At 68.4% G+C, this 18,353-nt stretch carries 20 protein-coding genes; 18 read left to right on the top strand and 2 right to left on the bottom strand.

Annotation, left to right across the window (positions count from 1 at the left end; all coding sequences use genetic code 11):
* From ACH46_RS09610 to ACH46_RS09625, 4 genes are all read left to right on the top strand, one after another.
* A complete protein-coding gene (locus ACH46_RS09610; protein WP_062392698.1) occupies positions 1 to 1,125 on the top strand; it encodes a glycosyltransferase family 4 protein in 1,125 nt (374 codons plus the stop codon).
* Positions 1,126 to 1,135: 10 nt separating this feature from the next.
* On the top strand, positions 1,136 to 1,651 hold the full coding sequence (locus tag ACH46_RS09615) for a LemA family protein (protein ID WP_062392699.1): 516 nt from the start codon (positions 1,136 to 1,138) through the stop codon (positions 1,649 to 1,651).
* A 136-nt stretch (positions 1,652 to 1,787) separates the two neighbouring features.
* Positions 1,788 to 2,636: a pyridoxal 5'-phosphate synthase lyase subunit PdxS gene (gene pdxS, locus ACH46_RS09620; RefSeq protein ID WP_236995131.1), complete on the top strand. Its 849-nt coding sequence runs from the start codon at positions 1,788 to 1,790 to the stop codon at positions 2,634 to 2,636.
* Between the two features lie 151 nt (positions 2,637 to 2,787).
* Entirely contained in the window at positions 2,788 to 3,252 is a 465-nt protein-coding gene (locus ACH46_RS09625; protein ID WP_062392701.1) for a hypothetical protein, read from the top strand.
* 7 nt (positions 3,253 to 3,259) lie between these two features.
* On the opposite strand, the gene ACH46_RS09630 is transcribed toward ACH46_RS09625, so the two are convergent.
* The gene (locus ACH46_RS09630; protein ID WP_062392702.1) at positions 3,260 to 3,670 is read right to left on the bottom strand and encodes a hypothetical protein; all 411 of its coding nucleotides are present in this window, start codon (positions 3,668 to 3,670) and stop codon (positions 3,260 to 3,262) included.
* Between the two features lie 315 nt (positions 3,671 to 3,985).
* Here ACH46_RS09630 and ACH46_RS09635 point away from each other — a divergent pair, with 315 nt between their 5' ends.
* The 3 genes from ACH46_RS09635 (at position 3,986) to ACH46_RS09645 (ending at position 6,079) form a co-directional block, all read left to right on the top strand.
* On the top strand, positions 3,986 to 4,807 hold the full coding sequence (locus ACH46_RS09635; RefSeq protein ID WP_062392703.1) for a PP2C family protein-serine/threonine phosphatase: 822 nt from the start codon (positions 3,986 to 3,988) through the stop codon (positions 4,805 to 4,807).
* 18 nt (positions 4,808 to 4,825) lie between these two features.
* Positions 4,826 to 5,542 carry an FHA domain-containing protein gene (locus tag ACH46_RS09640; RefSeq protein ID WP_193392960.1) on the top strand — a complete coding sequence of 239 codons (717 nt, stop codon included), beginning with the start codon at positions 4,826 to 4,828 and terminating at the stop codon, positions 5,540 to 5,542.
* 105 nt (positions 5,543 to 5,647) lie between these two features.
* On the top strand, positions 5,648 to 6,079 hold the full coding sequence (locus ACH46_RS09645; RefSeq protein ID WP_062392705.1) for a helix-turn-helix domain-containing protein: 432 nt from the start codon (positions 5,648 to 5,650) through the stop codon (positions 6,077 to 6,079).
* A gap of 64 nt (positions 6,080 to 6,143) precedes the next feature.
* On the opposite strand, the gene ACH46_RS09650 is transcribed toward ACH46_RS09645, so the two are convergent.
* Complete coding sequence (locus ACH46_RS09650) at positions 6,144 to 8,105, bottom strand: acyl-CoA dehydrogenase family protein (RefSeq protein ID WP_062392706.1); 1,962 nt, start codon at positions 8,103 to 8,105, stop codon at positions 6,144 to 6,146.
* Positions 8,106 to 8,160: 55 nt separating this feature from the next.
* Here ACH46_RS09650 and ACH46_RS09655 point away from each other — a divergent pair, with 55 nt between their 5' ends.
* From ACH46_RS09655 to ACH46_RS09705, 11 genes are all read left to right on the top strand, one after another.
* Entirely contained in the window at positions 8,161 to 9,015 is an 855-nt protein-coding gene (locus tag ACH46_RS09655) for an acyl-CoA thioesterase (RefSeq protein ID WP_062392707.1), read from the top strand.
* Entirely contained in the window at positions 9,012 to 9,638 is a 627-nt protein-coding gene (gene pdxT, locus ACH46_RS09660) for a pyridoxal 5'-phosphate synthase glutaminase subunit PdxT (protein WP_062392708.1), read from the top strand. The genes ACH46_RS09655 and pdxT overlap by 4 nt, the downstream gene beginning before the upstream one ends.
* A gap of 68 nt (positions 9,639 to 9,706) precedes the next feature.
* A complete protein-coding gene (locus tag ACH46_RS09665; protein WP_062392709.1) occupies positions 9,707 to 10,462 on the top strand; it encodes a YebC/PmpR family DNA-binding transcriptional regulator in 756 nt (251 codons plus the stop codon).
* A gap of 172 nt (positions 10,463 to 10,634) precedes the next feature.
* Positions 10,635 to 11,228, top strand: coding sequence for a crossover junction endodeoxyribonuclease RuvC (ruvC, locus tag ACH46_RS09670; protein WP_062392710.1), 594 nt, complete (start codon positions 10,635 to 10,637; stop codon positions 11,226 to 11,228).
* Complete coding sequence (ruvA, locus tag ACH46_RS09675; protein ID WP_062392711.1) at positions 11,225 to 11,821, top strand: Holliday junction branch migration protein RuvA; 597 nt, start codon at positions 11,225 to 11,227, stop codon at positions 11,819 to 11,821. The genes ruvC and ruvA overlap by 4 nt, the downstream gene beginning before the upstream one ends.
* A complete protein-coding gene (ruvB, locus tag ACH46_RS09680; RefSeq protein WP_062392712.1) occupies positions 11,818 to 12,894 on the top strand; it encodes a Holliday junction branch migration DNA helicase RuvB in 1,077 nt (358 codons plus the stop codon). The genes ruvA and ruvB overlap by 4 nt, the downstream gene beginning before the upstream one ends.
* A 155-nt stretch (positions 12,895 to 13,049) precedes the next feature.
* Positions 13,050 to 13,421, top strand: a complete 372-nt coding sequence (gene yajC / locus ACH46_RS09685) for a preprotein translocase subunit YajC (protein WP_062392713.1) — start codon at positions 13,050 to 13,052, stop codon at positions 13,419 to 13,421.
* 9 nt (positions 13,422 to 13,430) lie between these two features.
* Positions 13,431 to 15,053: a protein translocase subunit SecD gene (secD, locus tag ACH46_RS09690; RefSeq protein ID WP_062392714.1), complete on the top strand. Its 1,623-nt coding sequence runs from the start codon at positions 13,431 to 13,433 to the stop codon at positions 15,051 to 15,053.
* On the top strand, positions 15,050 to 16,108 hold the full coding sequence (gene secF / locus ACH46_RS09695; RefSeq protein WP_062392715.1) for a protein translocase subunit SecF: 1,059 nt from the start codon (positions 15,050 to 15,052) through the stop codon (positions 16,106 to 16,108). The genes secD and secF overlap by 4 nt, the downstream gene beginning before the upstream one ends.
* Positions 16,105 to 17,793: an ABC transporter substrate-binding protein gene (locus ACH46_RS09700; protein WP_062392716.1), complete on the top strand. Its 1,689-nt coding sequence runs from the start codon at positions 16,105 to 16,107 to the stop codon at positions 17,791 to 17,793. The genes secF and ACH46_RS09700 overlap by 4 nt, the downstream gene beginning before the upstream one ends.
* Complete coding sequence (locus ACH46_RS09705) at positions 17,778 to 18,353, top strand: adenine phosphoribosyltransferase (protein ID WP_062395214.1); 576 nt, start codon at positions 17,778 to 17,780, stop codon at positions 18,351 to 18,353. Before ACH46_RS09700 ends, ACH46_RS09705 begins: the two co-directional genes overlap by 16 nt.

Consider the following 18,353-nt stretch of genomic DNA (forward strand, 5'->3'; position numbering starts at 1 on the left):
ATGAAGATCGGCATGATCTGCCCGTACTCGTTCGACGTCCCCGGCGGCGTCCAGGCGCACGTCATCGAGTTGGCCGAGGTGTTCATCCGTCGCGGTCACGAGGTCCGCGTCCTGGCACCGGCCGGTCCCGACGTGCGGATGCCCGACTACTTCGATTCGGCGGGGCCTGCGCTCGGCATCCCGTACAACGGTTCCGTCTCGCGAGTGACGTTCTCGCCCAAGGCGTATCACCGGCTCCGGCATTGGATCGAGGTCAACGAGTTCGACGTCCTGCACGTCCACGAGCCCAACGCGCCGAGCCTGTCGATGCTGTCGCTGATGGTTGCGACCGGACCCATCGTCACCACCTTCCACACCGCCACCACCAAATCCCTGTGGCTGACCGTCTTCGACTCGATGCTGCGCCAGTACCGCGAGCGGATCTCGGGGAAGATCGCCGTCTCCGAACTCGCACGGCGCTGGCAGATGGAGTCGCTCGGCAACGACGCCGTCGAGATCCCCAACGGCATCGACGTCGCGTCGTTCGCGAACGTGGAACCGCTCGACGGCTATCCGCGGCCCGGCCGCACCGTGATGTTCCTCGGGCGGTACGACGAGCCGCGCAAGGGCATCGACATCCTGATGCGGGCACTGCCGCAGATCGTCGAGGAGTTCCCCGACGTCACCGTCCTGGTGGTCGGCGGCGGCGACGAGAAGGCGCTCCGCCGTCGCGCGAAGGATCTCGCCGGCCACCTGCACCTCCTCGGCATGGTCGACGACGAGACGAAGGCGCGGGCGCTCGCCAGCGCCGACGTCTACGTGGCACCCAACCTCGGCGGGGAGAGCTTCGGCATCGTCCTCGTGGAGGCGATGGCAGCGGGCGCGGCGGTGGTGGCCAGCGACCTGGTCGCCTTCCAGCGGGTCCTCGACGGCGGCACCGCCGGACGCGTCGTCGAGACCGGCTCGCCGACCGCGCTCGCCGACGCCGTCATCGACCTCCTCGACGATGACGACGCCCGTCGGGCGCTCATCGCGCGCGGTCGAGCGCGCGCGGACCTGTACGACTGGTCGCGTGTCGCCGATCAGATCCAACGCGTCTACGACACGGTCACACTGGGCGCGGGCCCGGTCGTGGTGTCGGACTGAGGGAGACGACATGACGGTTCTCGCCGTGGTCGGCATCGTCGTCGGCGCCCTGGCAGGCGCCGGACTCCTGTGGCTCGCCATCCTGTCCGCGACGCGCGCCACCCGACTCGATCGCCTCAACGTGCGCGTCGACCTGGCTTACGAGTCCCTGGTGTCGGCATTGGAACGTCGTGCCGTCGTCGCGCGGACGATCGCCGCAGCCGATCCGGCGGCCGACGGTGCGCAGGCTCTCGCCGACGCAGCGACCAGTGCCGAAGCGGCCCCGCGCGCCGACCGGGAAGCCGCCGAGAACGAGTTGTCGGTGGCCCTCGCGCGGGCGTCGAGCGTGAACCGGGCACCCGCGCTCGTCGCGGAACTCGCCGACGCACAGACCCGGGTGACCATGGCACGGCGCTTCTACAACGACGCCGTCCGTGACGTGCGAGCACTCGGCGGGCGCCGCATGGTCCGCTGGCTCCGGCTGGGAGGCCATTCCACATTGCCCCAATACTTCGAGATCACAGAGCGGGTCAGCGGAACCCTCTGAACACCGGCAAGGGCCGATCGGGTTTACTTGGTGGGTCATTCGATACCACGAATAGGGAGATCAATCAGTGTCCACTGAGGCTCAGAATGCGGCTCAGAACGCACCGGCGACCGGTACCGCCCGCGTCAAGCGCGGCATGGCCGAAATGCTCAAGGGCGGCGTCATCATGGACGTGGTCACCCCGGAGCAGGCCAAGATCGCAGAGGATGCGGGCGCCGTCGCCGTCATGGCGCTCGAGCGCGTGCCCGCCGACATCCGCGCCCAGGGCGGCGTGTCGCGCATGAGCGACCCGGACATGATCGACGGCATCATCGAGGCCGTCTCGATCCCGGTCATGGCCAAGGCCCGCATCGGTCACTTCGTCGAGGCGCAGATCCTGCAGAGCCTCGGCGTCGACTACATCGACGAGTCGGAGGTCCTCACCCCGGCCGACTACGAGAACCACATCGACAAGTTCTCGTTCACCGTGCCGTTCGTCTGCGGCGCCACCAACCTCGGCGAAGCGCTGCGTCGCATCAACGAGGGTGCCGCGATGATCCGCTCGAAGGGCGAGGCCGGCACCGGCGACGTCTCGAACGCCACCACCCACATGCGCAAGATCCGCCAGCAGCTGCGTCGTCTCAGCTCGCTGCCCGAGGACGAGCTGTACGTGGCCGCCAAGGAGCTGCAGGCTCCGTACGACCTCGTCGTCGAGGTCGCCAAGGCGGGTAAGCTCCCCGTCACGCTGTTCACCGCGGGCGGCATCGCCACCCCGGCCGACGCCGCGATGATGATGCAGCTGGGCGCCGAGGGCGTCTTCGTCGGTTCTGGCATCTTCAAGTCCGGCAACCCGGAGCAGCGTGCCGCCGCGATCGTCAAGGCCACCACCTTCTTCGACGACCCCGATCAGCTCGCGCAGATCTCCCGCGGCCTCGGCGAGGCGATGGTCGGCATCAACGTCGACGACATCCCGCAGCCGCACCGGCTCGCCGAGCGCGGCTGGTAACAGCAACCCCCACGCTCATGCCGTATTTCCGTCCCGTATTCCGGGACGGAAGTACGGCATAAGCTGTCTCCGGGCGGTAGCCGCCCCGAGCGGATGACTGGGGAGGGCCTCGATCAGATACGCATCACGCGCATTGTGGCTGGTAGCAGCAGTGCTGAACGCCGCCTGGATCACCCATCTCCTGACCGGGCCGATCGACTCGTATTCCCTGGGTTGCGGCAAGACCTTCACGCTGGAGCGCTACGGCGGTGTGGCTGCCGACGCGACCTGCGAGACGTCGGTCTTCGACGCCTTGGACACGTCGATCTCGACCGGGATGATCGTCCTGCTCGTTGCGCCGGCCATCGTCGCCGCGCTGGTGAATCGGCTCTGGATGTCGGTGATCGCCGTCGCCGCGATCGTTCCCTCGATCGCGATCGGCCTGCTGCACTGGTCCGACTACTGGAGTCTGCTGGTCGCCGGCGGAGTTCCGATCCTGTGCATCTCGCTCATTCCGTTGGCGTTCCACCTGGGCCGCCGCTCCTACCTGAGTCGGCAGGCCGGGCGAGGCGACGCGCACCAGCACACGACTTCGCTGTTCGACGAGAACGGTCAGAACCGACTGTTCCGCGCCTAGCGCCTGGTCAGAAACCGAGTTCGGCGGCGACCGCGCGGGCCTGTTTGGCGGTGTTCTTGGGGACTTCCACGACCCATGCCGTGTCGTCCGCGAAGAGAACCGCGACGCGGGTCGACGTGACACCTCCGCCGACGGACATCGCACGAACCCGACTGCGCGGGACCCGCGCGACGACGTCCTTCGGCTTCAACGTGATGGCGCCGACCATGGACACCAGGACGATGTCGTCTGCGGTGACGGCCAGGAGGCCCACCCGGCCGAATGCGGGAGTGCTGTTCGTGGCGTTACGGCCGGACGCCTCCGCCACTGCGATGCCGAGGCTGCCGAGGGGGAGGATCTTGGCCGTCGAGCCCTTGCTCAGGACCCGGACTGCAGCGCGCTGCGGAGATCCGAGGAGGGTGGACGCATCGGTGGCCATGGTGGAACTCCGTTCACGGGGTGGGCGGTCGCACTGGTCGGACCATCGGTTGCACGGTCGCACCATCCCATCATGGATGTCCGATGCTCGGGGTGCCGATGGGCTTCTTCCTGGAAACGCTTCACAGCACTGAAAATCCGACGCACGCCAGGAAGGTCGGACCACGGGACCGTCGGCAGCGCGCGCCAAAGTACACTTGATTCGATATTGGTGTACGAGATGTCTGGCCAGACCCGCGAACCTCAGGTTCGCGGAGACGGCGGGGCTGGGGGAACGTCGAGCCTCCACGTCTGACATTCGATGGCAGGGAGCACGATGACCGAAGCGAAGATTCTGCGCGATGAAGCGGTGACCGGCCGCGACGAGGTGGCAGGCCTCGCCGTCGACTGGGCGGTGTTCTGTCACGTGGGTCGCGTTCGTGAGGCCAATGAGGACGGAGCGCTCGCGATTCCCGGTCGCTACATCGTCGCCGACGGCATGGGCGGACACGACAGCGGCGAACTCGCCAGCGAAGCCGCCCTGCTGACCCTCTCGGAGGTGCCGATCGGGGAGAACGCCGCGGACGCGCGCGCCCACATCACCGAGCTCCTGGAGACCGCCCAGGAACGGATCGGCGAGCTGGGTACGGAGACGGGCCGTCGAGCCGGCACCACGGCGACGGGCATCGTCCTGACGACGGACGAAGGCGTCCCGCACTGGGTCGCCTTCAACATCGGCGACTCGCGCACCTACCTCTTCTCTGCGGGCGAGCTCCGCCAGGTGAGCATCGACCACTCGCAGGTCCAGGAACTGGTGACCGCCGGCTATCTGACACCGGAACAGGCGCGGGTCGACTCCCGCCGCAACGTGATCACTCGAGCACTCGGCGCCGGCATGGCCACGCCGGTGGCCGACTACTTCAGCTTCGAAGCCAAGCCCGGCGACACCATCCTCCTGTGCTCGGACGGCCTCGACGGCGAGCTGACCGACGACGAGATCGCAGTGATCCTGGAGGCCTCACCCGACAACGAGGTGGCGGCCGCCGCCCTCATCGAGGCCGCGCTCGAGTCCGGTGCACACGACAACGTCACCGTGGCGATCGTGTCCGTCGAAGCACTGTCCGACGGCGACGAGAGCGCCGACGAGCCCGAGGCCTGATCAGCGTTGCCGCCCGAGATGTCGACGACGTTCGCCGAGTTCTGCGGTGAACGCTTCCCGGTGCTCTCCGGGCACCCGTTCTACATCGGGCGCGAAGCCACCCTCACGGTCGACGACAACCCGTACCTGCACCGCCGGTTCCTCGTCCTGCACGACGAGAACGGCATGTGGTGGCTCACCAACCTCGGCACCCATCTGTCCGCGACGGTGACGTCGGCGGACCTCGGTTTCAGTGCGACGCTGGGCCCCGGCGCACGCATGCCGCTGGTGTTCGGGCGCACCAGCATCGTCTTCACCGCGGGCCCCACCACGTACGAGGTCCAGGTGCAGGCAGGCTCGCCGAACGTGTCGGCGCCGACCGTCGAGCACCTGGTCGGCGGCGACACCACGCGCGGCGTCCCGAACTTCACCGACAGCCAGCGGCTGGCGATCCTGGTCCTCGCCGAGGCGATCCTCAAACGTGACGGCACCGGCGCCAGCGCCATCCCGAGTTCGGCCAAGGCCGCGGCTCGGCTGGGTTGGTCGCTGACGAAGTTCAATCGCAAACTCGACAACGTCTGCGACAAACTCGACATGATCGGTGTCAGCGGAATGCGCGCCGGCGGCGGCAAGCTCGCGACCAACCGGCGGCTCCGGCTGGTGGAGTACGCGCTCTCCACCCGACTGATCAGTCGTGGGGACTTGGGGCTCCTCGATGAGGAGTACGCGCGCAATCAGGGCTCTGACCTGCAGTGATGGCATGGGGAGTTCTCCCCATCGACGGACTCACAGGAAGGTCATAGCGTTCTCTTCAACAGCAGCGGAACACCGAGTTCCAGCGCCGAAGAAGGGATACCGAAGATGACCGTCACCGCTATCGCCCCCGCCACCACTGCCCGCACCGCAGCCGTCGGCGGCCCGCGTTCGGCATCGGCCGTCGACCGTCGTCGGCGCGAGGCGCTGGCCCGTCTCAGTGCACGTGTGATGCCGCTTCCCGGGCAGCCGGTGCGGACGGCTCCCGCGCAGCTGACGGTGGTCCGCGACGAGCCCGAGGCCCCCAAGCTGCCGCAGCCGACGCTGACCGAGCGCGAGGTGGAGGTCCTGCGCACCTGGCTGCTGCTGGACTCCAAGCCCGCCGTCGCCGAGGCGCTGTTCATCTCGCTGGGCACCGTCAACACGCACCTGACCCGCATCCGTGCCAAGTACGCGGAGCTCGGTCGCGCCGCGTCGACCAAGGCCTCGCTGGTGGCCCGCGCGATTCAGGACGACATCATCGACATCGACGAACTCTGACACGGACCGAGCACTGCTGCGAGAAGCCCGCCTCGAAAGAGGCGGGCTTCTCGCGTCGGGGCATCTAGCCGGTGAAGTGTTCGTCGGTGAGCATCGGGATGTCGAAGCAGACCTCGGGGACGCCGAAGGCGTCGATCAGCTCCCGGGCATGGGGCCGCAGGTCGCCGCACAGCTCGTTGACACCGCGCCGGATCGCCTTGGCGCGCTCGACGCTGACATGACGGTGCATCAGGAACCAGCCGAGGTCCTCCTCGAGCAGCGAGTAGACGAACAGGTTGCGGACCTTCTTCAGGACGTCACGCGTCTCGCGGTCCTCCACCCGGCCGATCACCTCGACGAAGCTCTCCAGCACGATCCGCTCGATGTGCGCCTCGCCGACCTTGATCAGGTGATCCTGCGTATCGGTGAAGACCTCCAGGGCCTCCGCATCGTCATCGTCCTGGGCGCGGCGCATACGGGCCGCCGCGGTCCGGGTCAGGTGCTCCTCCCGGTTGCGCAGCAGGCGGAGCTGCGTGCCGGGGTGGGTGAGGGCGCTGTTCTCGGGATCCTCGTCGGAGTCGTCGAGCAGCGTCTGCACCACCTGGCGGGCCGCGGTCTTCTCCAGCGCGATGCTCTTGGCCATGTTCGCGACGAAGCGCACCCACCCGGCGGCGTCCAGGCCCTGCACGTCGTCGGCGTACGAGGTGAGGGCCTCCTTGGCGACCAACTGCGTGAGGACCAGGTTGTCGCCCTCGAAGGTGGTGAACACGTCGATGTCGCCGCGCAGCAGGGGCAGCAGGTTCTCCGACATGTAGCCGGCACCACCGCAGGCCTCGCGGGCCTCGGAAATGGCCGTCTGCGCCAGGGCCGTGTGGCCTGCCTTGATGGCCGCAGCCTTGGTCTCGAGCTGGCGGAGATCCTTCGGGTCGACCGTCGCCGGGTCGGCGGTCTGCAGCTCGTGCAGTTCCGCGGTCACCTCGTTCTGGGCCACCGCGAACGCGTACGCCCGCGCGACGAGGGGGAGCAGCCGACGCTGATGGGTGCGATAGTCCAGCAGCAGGAGCTCGCCGTCGCCCCCGGGAGCCTGGAACTGGCGGCGCTGGAGGGCGTATCGGACGGCCAGGGCCAGCCCGAAACGGCCGGCGGCACCGGCCGACGCGCCGACGGTGACCCGCCCGCGGACCAGGGTGCCGAGCATGGTGAAGAACCGGCGGTTGTCGGACTCGATGGGGCTCGAATAGGTACCGTCCTCGGCGACGTCCGCGTACCGATTCAGCAGATTGGCGCGGGGGATCCGCACGCGATCGAACAGGATGCGGCCGTTGTCGACGCCGGGCAGGCCGCCCTTGTAGCCACAGTCGGAGGTGGTGACGCCGGGGAGGTCGTCGCCGTTCTCGTCGCGGATCGGAACGACGAAGCAGTGCACGCCGCGGCTCGCCGCCTCCTCGCCGGGCGCACCGGTGACCAGCTGGGCGAAGACCGCCGCGTACCGGGCGTGCTCGGCCGCCCCGCCGATGTAGTCTTTGCGGGACCCCGGAGTCGGGGAGTGGATCTCGAACTCGCCGCTGTCGGGGAGATAGGTGGCGGTGGTCTCCAACTGTTGCACGTTGGATCCGTGGCCGGTCTCGGTCATGGCGAAGCAGCCCAGGACGTCGAGGTCGATCAAGCCCTTCACGTACTGGTCGTGGTGCGCCTGCGTGCCGAGGTTCTCGACGGCGCCCCCGAACAGCCCCCACTGGACACCGGCCTTGACCATCAGCGACAGATCGCCGTAGCCGAGGGTCTCGATCGCGGTGACCGCGCTGCCGACGTCACCGGTCCCGCCGTGCTCGGGGCGGAATCCCGACGCCGGGAAGCCGAGGGGCACCATGTCCTTCATCTGGCCGAGCATGCGAGTCCGGTACTCGTCGAGCGTCAGTCCGGTCTGGGGGAGCAGTCGCTGCTCGGTGATCTGGCGGCGCACCACGTCGCGCGTCGGCCCCCACCTCCCGTCGAGAACTGATCGAAGTTGCAGTGTCAGGGCATTCGCAGTGATCTCGGCGGTCATGGTTTTCGACCCTACCTGTGAGTCGACTGTTCGGCTCGATGCGATAATCGGCGACGTGGCGAACATTGAAGACATCCTGGCCGTCGAGCGGATCGACAACGACATCTACCGCGGTGGATCGTTCCCCAGTCACCTGCGACGCACCTTCGGGGGACAGGTGGCCGGGCAGGCGCTGGTCTCGGCGACCCGGACCGTCGACGAGAAGTTCGCGGTGCACTCACTCCACGGCTACTTCCTGCGGCCAGGCAAGCCGGACATGCCCGCCGTGTTCCTGGTGGACCGGATCCGCGACGGCCGTTCGTTCGTCACGCGCCGCGTGACGGGAGTGCAGGACGGCGAGGCGATCTTCTCGATGTCGGCGTCGTTCCACATCACCGACGACCACGGCATCGAACATCAGGACACGATGCCGCCCGCACCCGATCCCGAAACCCTCTCGGACCGCACCGACTCGGCGACGCCCGCGCAGAAGATGCTGCTCGCCGAGTGGGAGAACTTCGACATCCGGATCGTCGATCAGGAGAACACGGCCAAGCTGCCGGGGTTGGCCGCGCAGCAGCGCGTCTGGTTCAAGTACCGCAAACCGCTGCCCGACGATCACCTGCTGCACGTGTGCACTCTCGCGTACATGAGCGACATGACGCTCCTGGGCTCGTCGTCGGTGATCCACCGCGACGTCAAGACGCAGAACGCTTCGCTCGACCACGCGATGTGGTTCCTGCGTCCCTTCCGCACCGACGACTGGCTGCTGTACGACCAGACCTCGCCGTCGGCGGGCGGTGGTCGGTCGTTGACGCAGGGCCGGATCTTCGACCGCAGCGGTCGCATGGTCGCCGCCGTCACCCAGGAGGGCCTGACCCGCAGCGGTGTGCCCGAGTCCGCCGCGTCGATCATGAGGCCGGTGGAGTGAGCGCCGCGGGAAGCGACCGGAGAATCGGCGTCCTGGCCCTCCAGGGCGACGTCCGCGAACACGTCGCGGCGTTGAACGCGTGCGGTGCGGAGGCCGTCCCGGTCCGGCGTCGCGCCGAACTCGACGCGGTCGACGGCCTGGTGATCCCGGGCGGGGAGTCCACCGCGATGAGCCGACTGCTGGGCGTGTTCGACCTGTACGAGCCCCTGGTGGGTCGGTTGCGTGAGGGACTGCCCGCCTACGGATCGTGCGCGGGCATGATCCTGCTCGCGTCGACGATCCTCGACACCCGGGACGACGCCCGACACCTGGATGCGCTCGACATCACGGTGCGGCGCAACGCTTTCGGCCGTCAGGTGGAGTCCTTCGAGACCGACCTCGCGTTCGCGGGCATCACCGATCTCCCGGACGCCGACCCCATGCGCGCCGTCTTCATCCGTGCGCCGTGGGTGGAGCGCACCGGGCCCGGCGTCGAGGTCCTCGCGTCCGTCCAGGACGGTCCCGCCGCGGGACGCGTCGTCGCGGTCCGGCAGGGCAACGTGATGGCGACGTCGTTCCATCCCGAGGTCACCGGCGACGTGCGGGTGCACCAGTTCTTCGTCGATATGGTCGGCGCAGCGTAGAATTTCCGGGTGCGCTGGACGGCTCTCCGTGCTGTCCGGTCGCCTCAACAGTTCAGAAGGGAACCACAATGAGCGGCCACTCCAAATGGGCCACTACCAAGCACAAGAAGGCTGCCATCGATGCCAAGCGCGGCAAGATGTTCGCCAAGCTGATCAAGAACATCGAGGTGGCAGCCCGCACGGGTGGTGGAGATCCGGCCGGAAACCCCACGCTGTTCGATGCGATTCAGAAGGCGAAGAAGTCGTCCGTCCCCAACGACAACATCGAGCGCGCGCGCAAGCGCGGCGGCGGTGAAGAAGGCGGCGGTGCCGACTGGCAGACCATCATGTACGAGGGGTACGGACCCAACGGAGTCGCCATTCTCATCGAGTGCCTCACCGACAACCGCAACCGCGCCGCCACCGACGTCCGCGTCGCGATGACCCGCAACGGCGGCAACATGGCCGATCCGGGCTCGGTGTCGTACCTGTTCACGCGCAAGGGTGTCGTGACCCTGGAGAAGGGTGACCAGACCGAGGACGACATCCTGATGGCCGTGCTCGACGCGGGCGCCGAAGAGGTCACCGACCTCGGTGAGTCCTTCGAGATCGTCAGCGAGGCCCACGACCTGATCGCCGTCCGCACCGCACTGCAGGAGGCCGGCATCGACTACGACTCCGCGGAGCCCGACTTCCGCGCATCGGTCTCGGTCCCGGTCGACGCCGACGGCGCGCGCAAGGTGATGCGGCTGGTCGACGCCCTCGAGGACTCGGACGACGTCCAGAACGTCTACAGCAACGTCGACATCAGCGACGAGGTCCTCGCCGAGCTCGACAACGACTGATCCTGACGTCGTCGACAAGGAGCCCGGCCCCGGCAACGGAGTCGGGCTCCTGCCGTTGCGAGGGCCGTCGCTGTGTCGATGCCCGTCGGGTCGGATCGCATGCGTTACAATCTCGAACAAGTGTTCTGTTCGGGCTTGCTGAGGCTCGGCGGGGATCGAGAGGTGAGCGGGAGTGCGAGTACTGGGCATCGACCCCGGCCTGACCCGGTGCGGCATCGCGCTCGTGGAGGCGGGGCAGGGGCGGAAGGTCACGGCCCTCGACGTCGATGTGATCCGCACACCCGCCGACATGGCGTTGGAGAAGCGACTTCTCGGCGTCTACCGGGCCGCGGTGCAGTGGTTCGACACGCATCACCCCGACGTGGTGGCCATCGAACGGGTCTTCGCACAACGCCAGGTCAGCACCGCGATGGGCGTCGCGCAGGCGTCCGGCGTGATCGCACTCGCGGCGGCCGAGCGGGATCTTCCCGTCGGCTTCTACACGCCCAGCGAGGTCAAAGCCGCGGTCACCGGATCCGGTCGCGCCGACAAGGCGCAGGTCACCGCGATGGTCACGCGCATCCTCGGGATGCAGACCCCGCCCAAGCCCGCCGACGCCGCGGACGCTCTGGCCCTCGCCATCTGCCACAGCTGGCGCGGGCCGGTGAACCGTCGCATGGAGGAGGCCGCCGAACGTGCGCGCGAGGCGCAGAACCGCCACCGCGCGCGGCTCAAGGCCGCCCAGGAGGAAGCCCGGATGATCACGGGCGGAAAGGCTGCATTGTGATCGCGTCGGTGTCCGGCGAAGTCATTCACATCGCACTCGACCACGCGGTGGTCGAGTGCGCCGGAGTCGGCTACCGGGTCCTGGCGACCCCGCCGACCCTCGGAACCCTGCGGCGCGGCGAGCACGTGCGCCTGCTGACCGCGATGATGGTCCGCGAGGACTCGATGACCCTGTACGGGTTCACCGACCCCGATGCCCGCGACCTGTTCGGGTTGCTGCAGACCGTCACCGGTGTGGGCCCACGGTTGGCGATGGCGACCCTCGCGGTCCTGGAGCCGGACAGTCTGCGTCGCGCCCTCGCCGACTCCGACGCCAAGGCGCTCACCGCCGTGCCCGGCATCGGCAAGCGCGTCGCCGAACGTCTTGTCGTGGAGCTGCGGGACAAGGTGACGGCGGTTCCCGGCGGAGTGCCCGCTGCGGGCGTCGCGGCACCGGCCGGCGTCGGCGCACAGGTGGCCGAGGCGCTCGTCGGACTCGGCTTCACCGAAGGCGCCGCGGAGAAGGCCGTCGCCGCCGTCCTCGCCGACAACGCCGACGCCGACTCGTCGACGCTGCTGCGCGCCGCCCTCAGCTCGCTCGGACCGCGTCGATGATGGACGAGGTAGACGACCGCGACTTCATGAGCGCATCCGTCGTCGACGGCGACCGCGACCTGGACGCAGGCCTGCGGCCGAGCAGCCTCGGTGACTTCATCGGTCAGCCGCGCGTCCGCGAACAGTTGGAGCTGGTCCTGCACGCGGCCCGTGCCCGCGGCCGCACCCCCGACCACATCCTCCTGTCCGGCCCGCCCGGTCTGGGCAAGACGTCCCTGGCGATGATCATCGCGAGCGAGATGGGCGCCGCCATCCGCATCACCTCCGGCCCCGCGCTGGAACGGGCAGGCGACTTGGCCGCCATGCTCTCGAACCTGGTCGAGGGCGATGTACTGTTCATCGACGAGATCCACCGCATCGCTCGCCCCGCGGAGGAGATGCTGTACCTGGCGATGGAGGACTTCCGCGTCGACGTCGTCGTCGGTAAGGGCCCCGGCGCCACGTCCATCCCGCTCGAAGTGGCGCCCTTCACCCTGGTCGGGGCCACCACGCGTTCCGGTGCCCTCACCGGCCCGCTCCGCGATCGCTTCGGCTTCACCGCCCACATGGAGTTCTACGAGACCGACGAACTGGTCCGGGTGCTCCAGCGGTCGGCGGGCATCCTCGGCATCCCGATCGACGCCGACGCCGCGACCGAGGTCGCCGGACGATCCCGCGGAACGCCGCGCATCGCCAACCGGCTCCTGCGCCGCGTCCGCGACTTCGCCGAGGTCCGCGGCAACGGCCACGTCGACCTCGCGGCGGCCCGTGCCGCCCTCAAGGTGTACGACGTCGACGACCTCGGACTCGACCGGCTCGACCGGGCGGTCCTCGGCGCGTTGGTCCGCGGCTTCGGCGGGGGACCGGTCGGCGTGTCGACTCTGGCGGTGGCCGTCGGTGAGGAGCCGGCGACCGTCGAGGAGGTGTGCGAGCCGTTCCTGGTCCGTGCGGGCATGATCGCCCGCACACCGCGCGGCCGCGTCGCCACCGCCGGCGCCTGGCATCACCTCGGGCTGCAACCGCCTGCCGGGGCCATCGACCAGGTCCACGGCGTCCGCGCCCGCGAAGACGACGCGGGCACCCTGTTCAACTGAGCCCCTCGTTCAACTGACGCCGTCGTTCAACTGACCCCGTCCGCACCGCGATCGCGCCGGAGATGTGTGCCTTCGGCGTGTCGGCGGACACGTTTCACCGGTTCGCGACGACCTGTACGTGGGGTCTGGCCCTCGGGCCTGGCACACTGGTCCCCATGCAATCGTCGTTGATCCTCCCGTTGATGCTCGCCGCCATGGCGGCCTTCATGTTCTTCAGCATCCGCAATCAGAAGAAGCGTGCCGCCGCCGTGACCGAGATGCAGAGCTCGCTCACCGCCGGTGCCCGGGTGCAGTTGCACGCCGGCCTGTTCGGCACCGTCGTCGATGCGGACCGCGAGGACATCGTCACCATCGAGATCGCCCCGGGTGTCGTCACCGAGTGGAACCGCATGGCCATCCGCGAGGTCGTCAGCCCGGATGCGGACGCGCCGTCCATCGAGTCGATCGACGACGCCGCGGGCGATGTCACAGGATCCGACGCCTCCGACACCGTGTCGCTCGACAAAGAGCAGAACGAAGAGAAGTAGAACAAACGCGTGACTAAACCCAATCTGCGTGGCGGGGCCGGTCGGCTCCGCCGTGAGGCTCCGCCGTGGCAGCCGCTCACGATCTTCTTCGTGATCCTCGGCATCATCTACGGTCTGGTCTTCTTCACCGGAGGCGGGAGCCCCACCCCGAAGCTCGGCATCGATCTCCAGGGCGGCACCCGCGTCGTCCTGACCGCGCGCACCGACAACGGCAGCGCGCCGTCGGCTTCGCAGCTCGACCAGGCCCGCCAGATCATCGACCAGCGCGTCAACGGTCTCGGCGTCGGCGGCTCCGAAGTCGTCGTCAACGGCAACACCATTGTCATCACCGTTCCGGGCGACGACGGTAAGCAAGCCCGCGACCTCGGTCAGACGGCTCGCCTGTACATCCGCCCCGTGGTGGAGCAGCAGCCCGCGCAGCCGCAGAAGAAGGACCCGAACGCCAAGGACGTCGTCAACATGACGCCGCAGGAGCAGTCCGCGGCCGTCGATGCCGCCCGCAAGGCGCGTCAGGCGCCCGCGAACGCCGACGAGGCCACCCTCGCCAAGCTGCGCGCCGAGATGGCCAAGGTCAACTGCTCGCCCGAGTACAGCGATCCGCTGGTCGGTTACGACAAGCCGAACGAGTACCTCGTCGCCTGCGGCAAGGACGACGGCATGGTGTACCTGCTCAAGCCCATGCTGATCGACGGCCGGGACATCGGGCAGGCCAAGTCCGGTCAGAACCAGACCGGCGCCTGGACCGTCAACGTCGACTTCAAGGGCGACGCACAGAAGACGTGGGCCGACTTCACCGGCAAGAATGTCGGCGTCCAGACCGCGGTCACCCTCGACACGCGCGTCCTCAGCGCACCGTCGATCAACCAGCAGATCCTCGGCACCACCGAGATCAGCGGCAAGTTCACCCAGTCGGAGGCCGAGGCGCTCGCCAACGCCCTGAAGTACGGTTCGCTGCCGCTGTCGTTCGCGATGTCCGACGCGCAGACGGTGTCGGCCACCCTGGGTCTGCAGTCGCTGAACGCCGGTCTCATCGCCGGTCTCGTCGGCCTGATCCTGGTCCTCATCTACTCGCTGCTCTACTACCGGGCGATGGGCTTCCTGTCGGTGCTGTCGCTGATCTGGGCCGGTGCCATGGTTTACGGCATCATCGTCCTGCTCGGCCGGTGGATCGGGTTCACCCTGGACCTGTCCGGCATCGCCGGTCTGATCATCGGCATCGGCATGACGGCCGACTCGTTCGTCGTCTACTTCGAACGCATCAAGGATGAGATGCGCGAGGGCAGAACGGTCAGATCGTCGGTCACCCGCGGCTGGCAGAGCGCCCGCCGCACGGTGTGGACCGGTAACGCGGTCAGCTTCATCTGTGCGGCCATCATCTACCTGCTGGCCGTCGGCGCCGTCCGCGGCTTCGCGTTCACCCTGGGTCTGACCACCCTGATCGACATCATGATCGTGTTCATGGTGACCCACCCGATGGTCGTTCTGGCCAGCCGGAACTCCTTCCTGTCGCGCCCGGCCGTCAACGGCCTCGGCGCGGTCTCGGAAGTGGCCCGTGAGCGTCGGAAGGCGCAGGCCGCGGCACGCTCGGCCGCCGGTGTCAGCGTCGACGCGTCCGAAGGAGGCAACCAGTGAGCGAACCGACGATCGACGACAAGAAGGCGACGACCGAATGGTCCGACGCCGACTACGTCGCCGACAATAACCACTCGTTCCTGTCGCGCCTGTACTCGGGCACCGGCGCCTTCGACGTGATCGGCAAGCGCCGCATGTGGTACGTGATCTCGGGCGTGATGATGGTGATCTGCATCCTCTCGATCGCGATCCGCGGATTCACGTTCGGCATCGACTTCGAGGGCGGCACGCAGATCTCGATGCCTGCCCGCGGGTCCATCACCACCTCGGACGTCTCGCGTGTCTTCGAAGACACCCTCCACCGGGCGCCGGAGACCGTTCAGGCCGCGGGTGCGGGCGACGCGGCGACGTTCCAGATCCGCACCGAGACCCTGTCTCGGGAGGAGACCGGCAACCTGCTGCACGCTCTGGGCACGGCCTTCCAGCCGGAGGTGATGCCGGGCGACGTCAGCTCGTCGGACGTCAGCTCCACCTGGGGTCAGGAGATCACCAGGAAGATGCTGATCGCCCTGGTCGTCTTCCTGATCGTCGCGTTCATCTACATCGCGATCAGATTCGACAAGGAGATGTCGGTGGCCGCGATGGCCTCCCTCGTCTTCGACCTCGTGGTGACCGCGGGCATCTACTCGCTCGTCGGCTGGGAGATGACGCCGGCCACCGTGATCGGCCTGTTGACGATCCTCGGCTTCTCCGTCTACGACACCGTCGTCGTCTTCGACAAGGTGGAGGAGAACACCAGATCCGTCCTGGTGACGACGCGTCGCACCTACGCGGAGCAGACCAACCTGGCGGTGAACCAGACGCTGATGCGCTCTATCAACACCACGGTCATCTCGGTGCTGCCGATCATCGCGCTGATGGTGGTCGCGGTGTGGATGCTGGGCGTCGGCACGTTGAAGGACCTCGCGCTGATTCAGCTGGTCGGTGTCGTGGTCGGTACCTATTCGTCGGTCTTCCTCGCTTCGCCGTGGTTGGTGTCGATGAAGGAACGGAACAAGGACATCAAACGCCATAACGCGAAGGTGATGGCACGTCGGGAGAGGGCCTCAGCATGATTCACCCGCGGCTGCGCCGTGCCGCAGCGATCATCGCGGCCGGTTCGGCCGCGGGTGCACTCCTCGTCGCCTGCGGGAGCGAGGACCGCGCGGACGTCGACTACATCGTCGACGCCCGCGTGGCGTCGTACAACGTCAACACCGTCGAGGGACACGCCGACGGTGCGATCATGGCCCTGTCCCGGGTGCTGCCCGGCTTCGCGATCGTCGGTCCGGACGGTCAGATCATGGCCGATCGCGACGTGGGTCGCGTGACCGAGGAGTCCGGCCGGTCGCTGACGCTGCGGTACGAGTTCGACAAGGCCGCCGTCTACTCCGACGGCAAGCCGATGACCTGCGATGCCCTCTTCCTCGCGGCGACGGCGATGAGCGGGACCACCAAGGGGTTCGACGCCGCGACCCATGCCGGATACGAGGACATCGAGCGGGTGGACTGCAAACCCGGCGACAAGGTCGCGACGGTGGTCTTCAAACGCGGCCGCGACTACGGCCAGTGGCGTGAACTCTTCGGCGCGGGCACGCTCCTGCCGCCGCAGGTCGTCGCCCAAGCGGCAGGCGTGCCCAACGTCGTCGACCCGATCCGCTCGGGCGACAAGAAGGCGATCGCCGCGATCGCGAAGGCCTGGAACACCGGTTTCGCACTGAAGCCGGGTGCGCCCGTCGACCAGAAGAAGTTCCCGTCGGCCGGCCCGTACCGCATCGACTCCTACACCGTCGACGGCGGCCTGAAACTCCTCGCCAACGACAAGTGGTGGGGTGCGGCGCCGACGTCCGACGAGATCACCGTGTGGCCGCGCGGCACCAACGGTGAATCGGCGCTCGACGGGTCGCGCGCCACGGTCATCGATACCGGTGAGCTGGCTCTCGCCGACAAGCTGAGCGGCGCGGAATCGGCCACGGTGCCGACCGACCGCACCACCGAACGCGAACCCGCACCGCTGGCCGTCACCCAGCTGGTCTTCGCGAGCAAGGGGATCGGCGCCGATCGCACGATCCGCCGGGCTCTGGCGTCGTGCATGCCGCGCGATGTCCTTGCCCGCCGCTTCGGCGCGAACGGGGTCACCTGGAACCTGCGCTCGGCGTCGCCCGCCGACCCGCTCGGACCGTCGCTGAACGTCCAGTACGGTCGCCGCTACCCGCGGACCGACCTCGCGCGCGCCAAGCGCCTGCTCGCCGATCGGGCCGACGCGAAGAAGACGCCGCCCACCGTGCGCATCGGCTACCTGGCGAAGTCCACCGAGAACGCGGCGATCGTCAAGACGATCGGCGACAGCTGTCGGCCCGCGGGGCTGACCGTCGAGGACGCGTCGTCGCCCGAATCCACCGTCGCCGGTCTGGGCGTCGAGTTCGACGCCGTCTTGATGTCGGACGGCAGCTTCGCCGCGTCGAGCACCGCCTCCGGTTTCCCGGAAGTGTTCTCCCTCGCCTCCGGGGATCCGCTGAACCTGTCGGGATTCGGGAGCAAGCAGGTCACCGACGCGATCGGCGAACTGGCCGGTACCGTCAGCGACAGCGCGCGCCTTCCGCTGCTGCGCACCATCGAGACCGCCGCGTGGGACGAACTGCCGACGATTCCGCTGTTCGGCACGGTCCGGGCACGGGAATCGAACAAGGTGACCGGCGTGGTCCCGGGTCTCGGCTCGTCGGGCACCGGCTGGAACATGGATCGCTGGGGCACTGCGTGATCACTGACGAGGCACAGTGCCTTCGGCGGGCGCAGGACGCCGTCGCCCGGCACGCCCGGCTGGTGCCGGACTTCCCGTCGCCGGGGATCGCGTTCAAGGACTTGACGCCGGTCCTCGCCGATCCCGACGGATTCGACGCCGTCATCGACGCCCTGGCGAGCGCCTGCACGGGCGCGGAACTGGTGGCCGGCGTCGACGCTCGCGGCTTCCTCCTCGGCGGCGCCGTGGCACGACAGCTCGGCGTCGGCGTGATTGCGGTCCGCAAGGGCGGCAAGCTGCCACCACCGGTGATCGGCGTCGACTACGACCTCGAATACGGCACCGCGCGACTGGAGATCCCCGCCGAGGGCATCCCGCTTGCCGGGCGTCGGGTGGTCGTGATCGACGACGTCCTCGCCACCGGTGGGACGGCCGTCGCCGCGGCTCGACTGCTGACTCAGGCCGGCGCCACCGTCGACGCGATCGCGGTGGTGATGGAACTCCAGGGACTGCCCGGCCGTCGATTCATCGCCGACGGCGTCGGTCCTGCCGTTCGGGTGCATGCCATCAGCCTCGGCTGA

Source organism: Gordonia phthalatica (assembly GCF_001305675.1).
GTDB classification, from domain to species: Bacteria; Actinomycetota; Actinomycetes; order Mycobacteriales; family Mycobacteriaceae; genus Gordonia; species Gordonia phthalatica.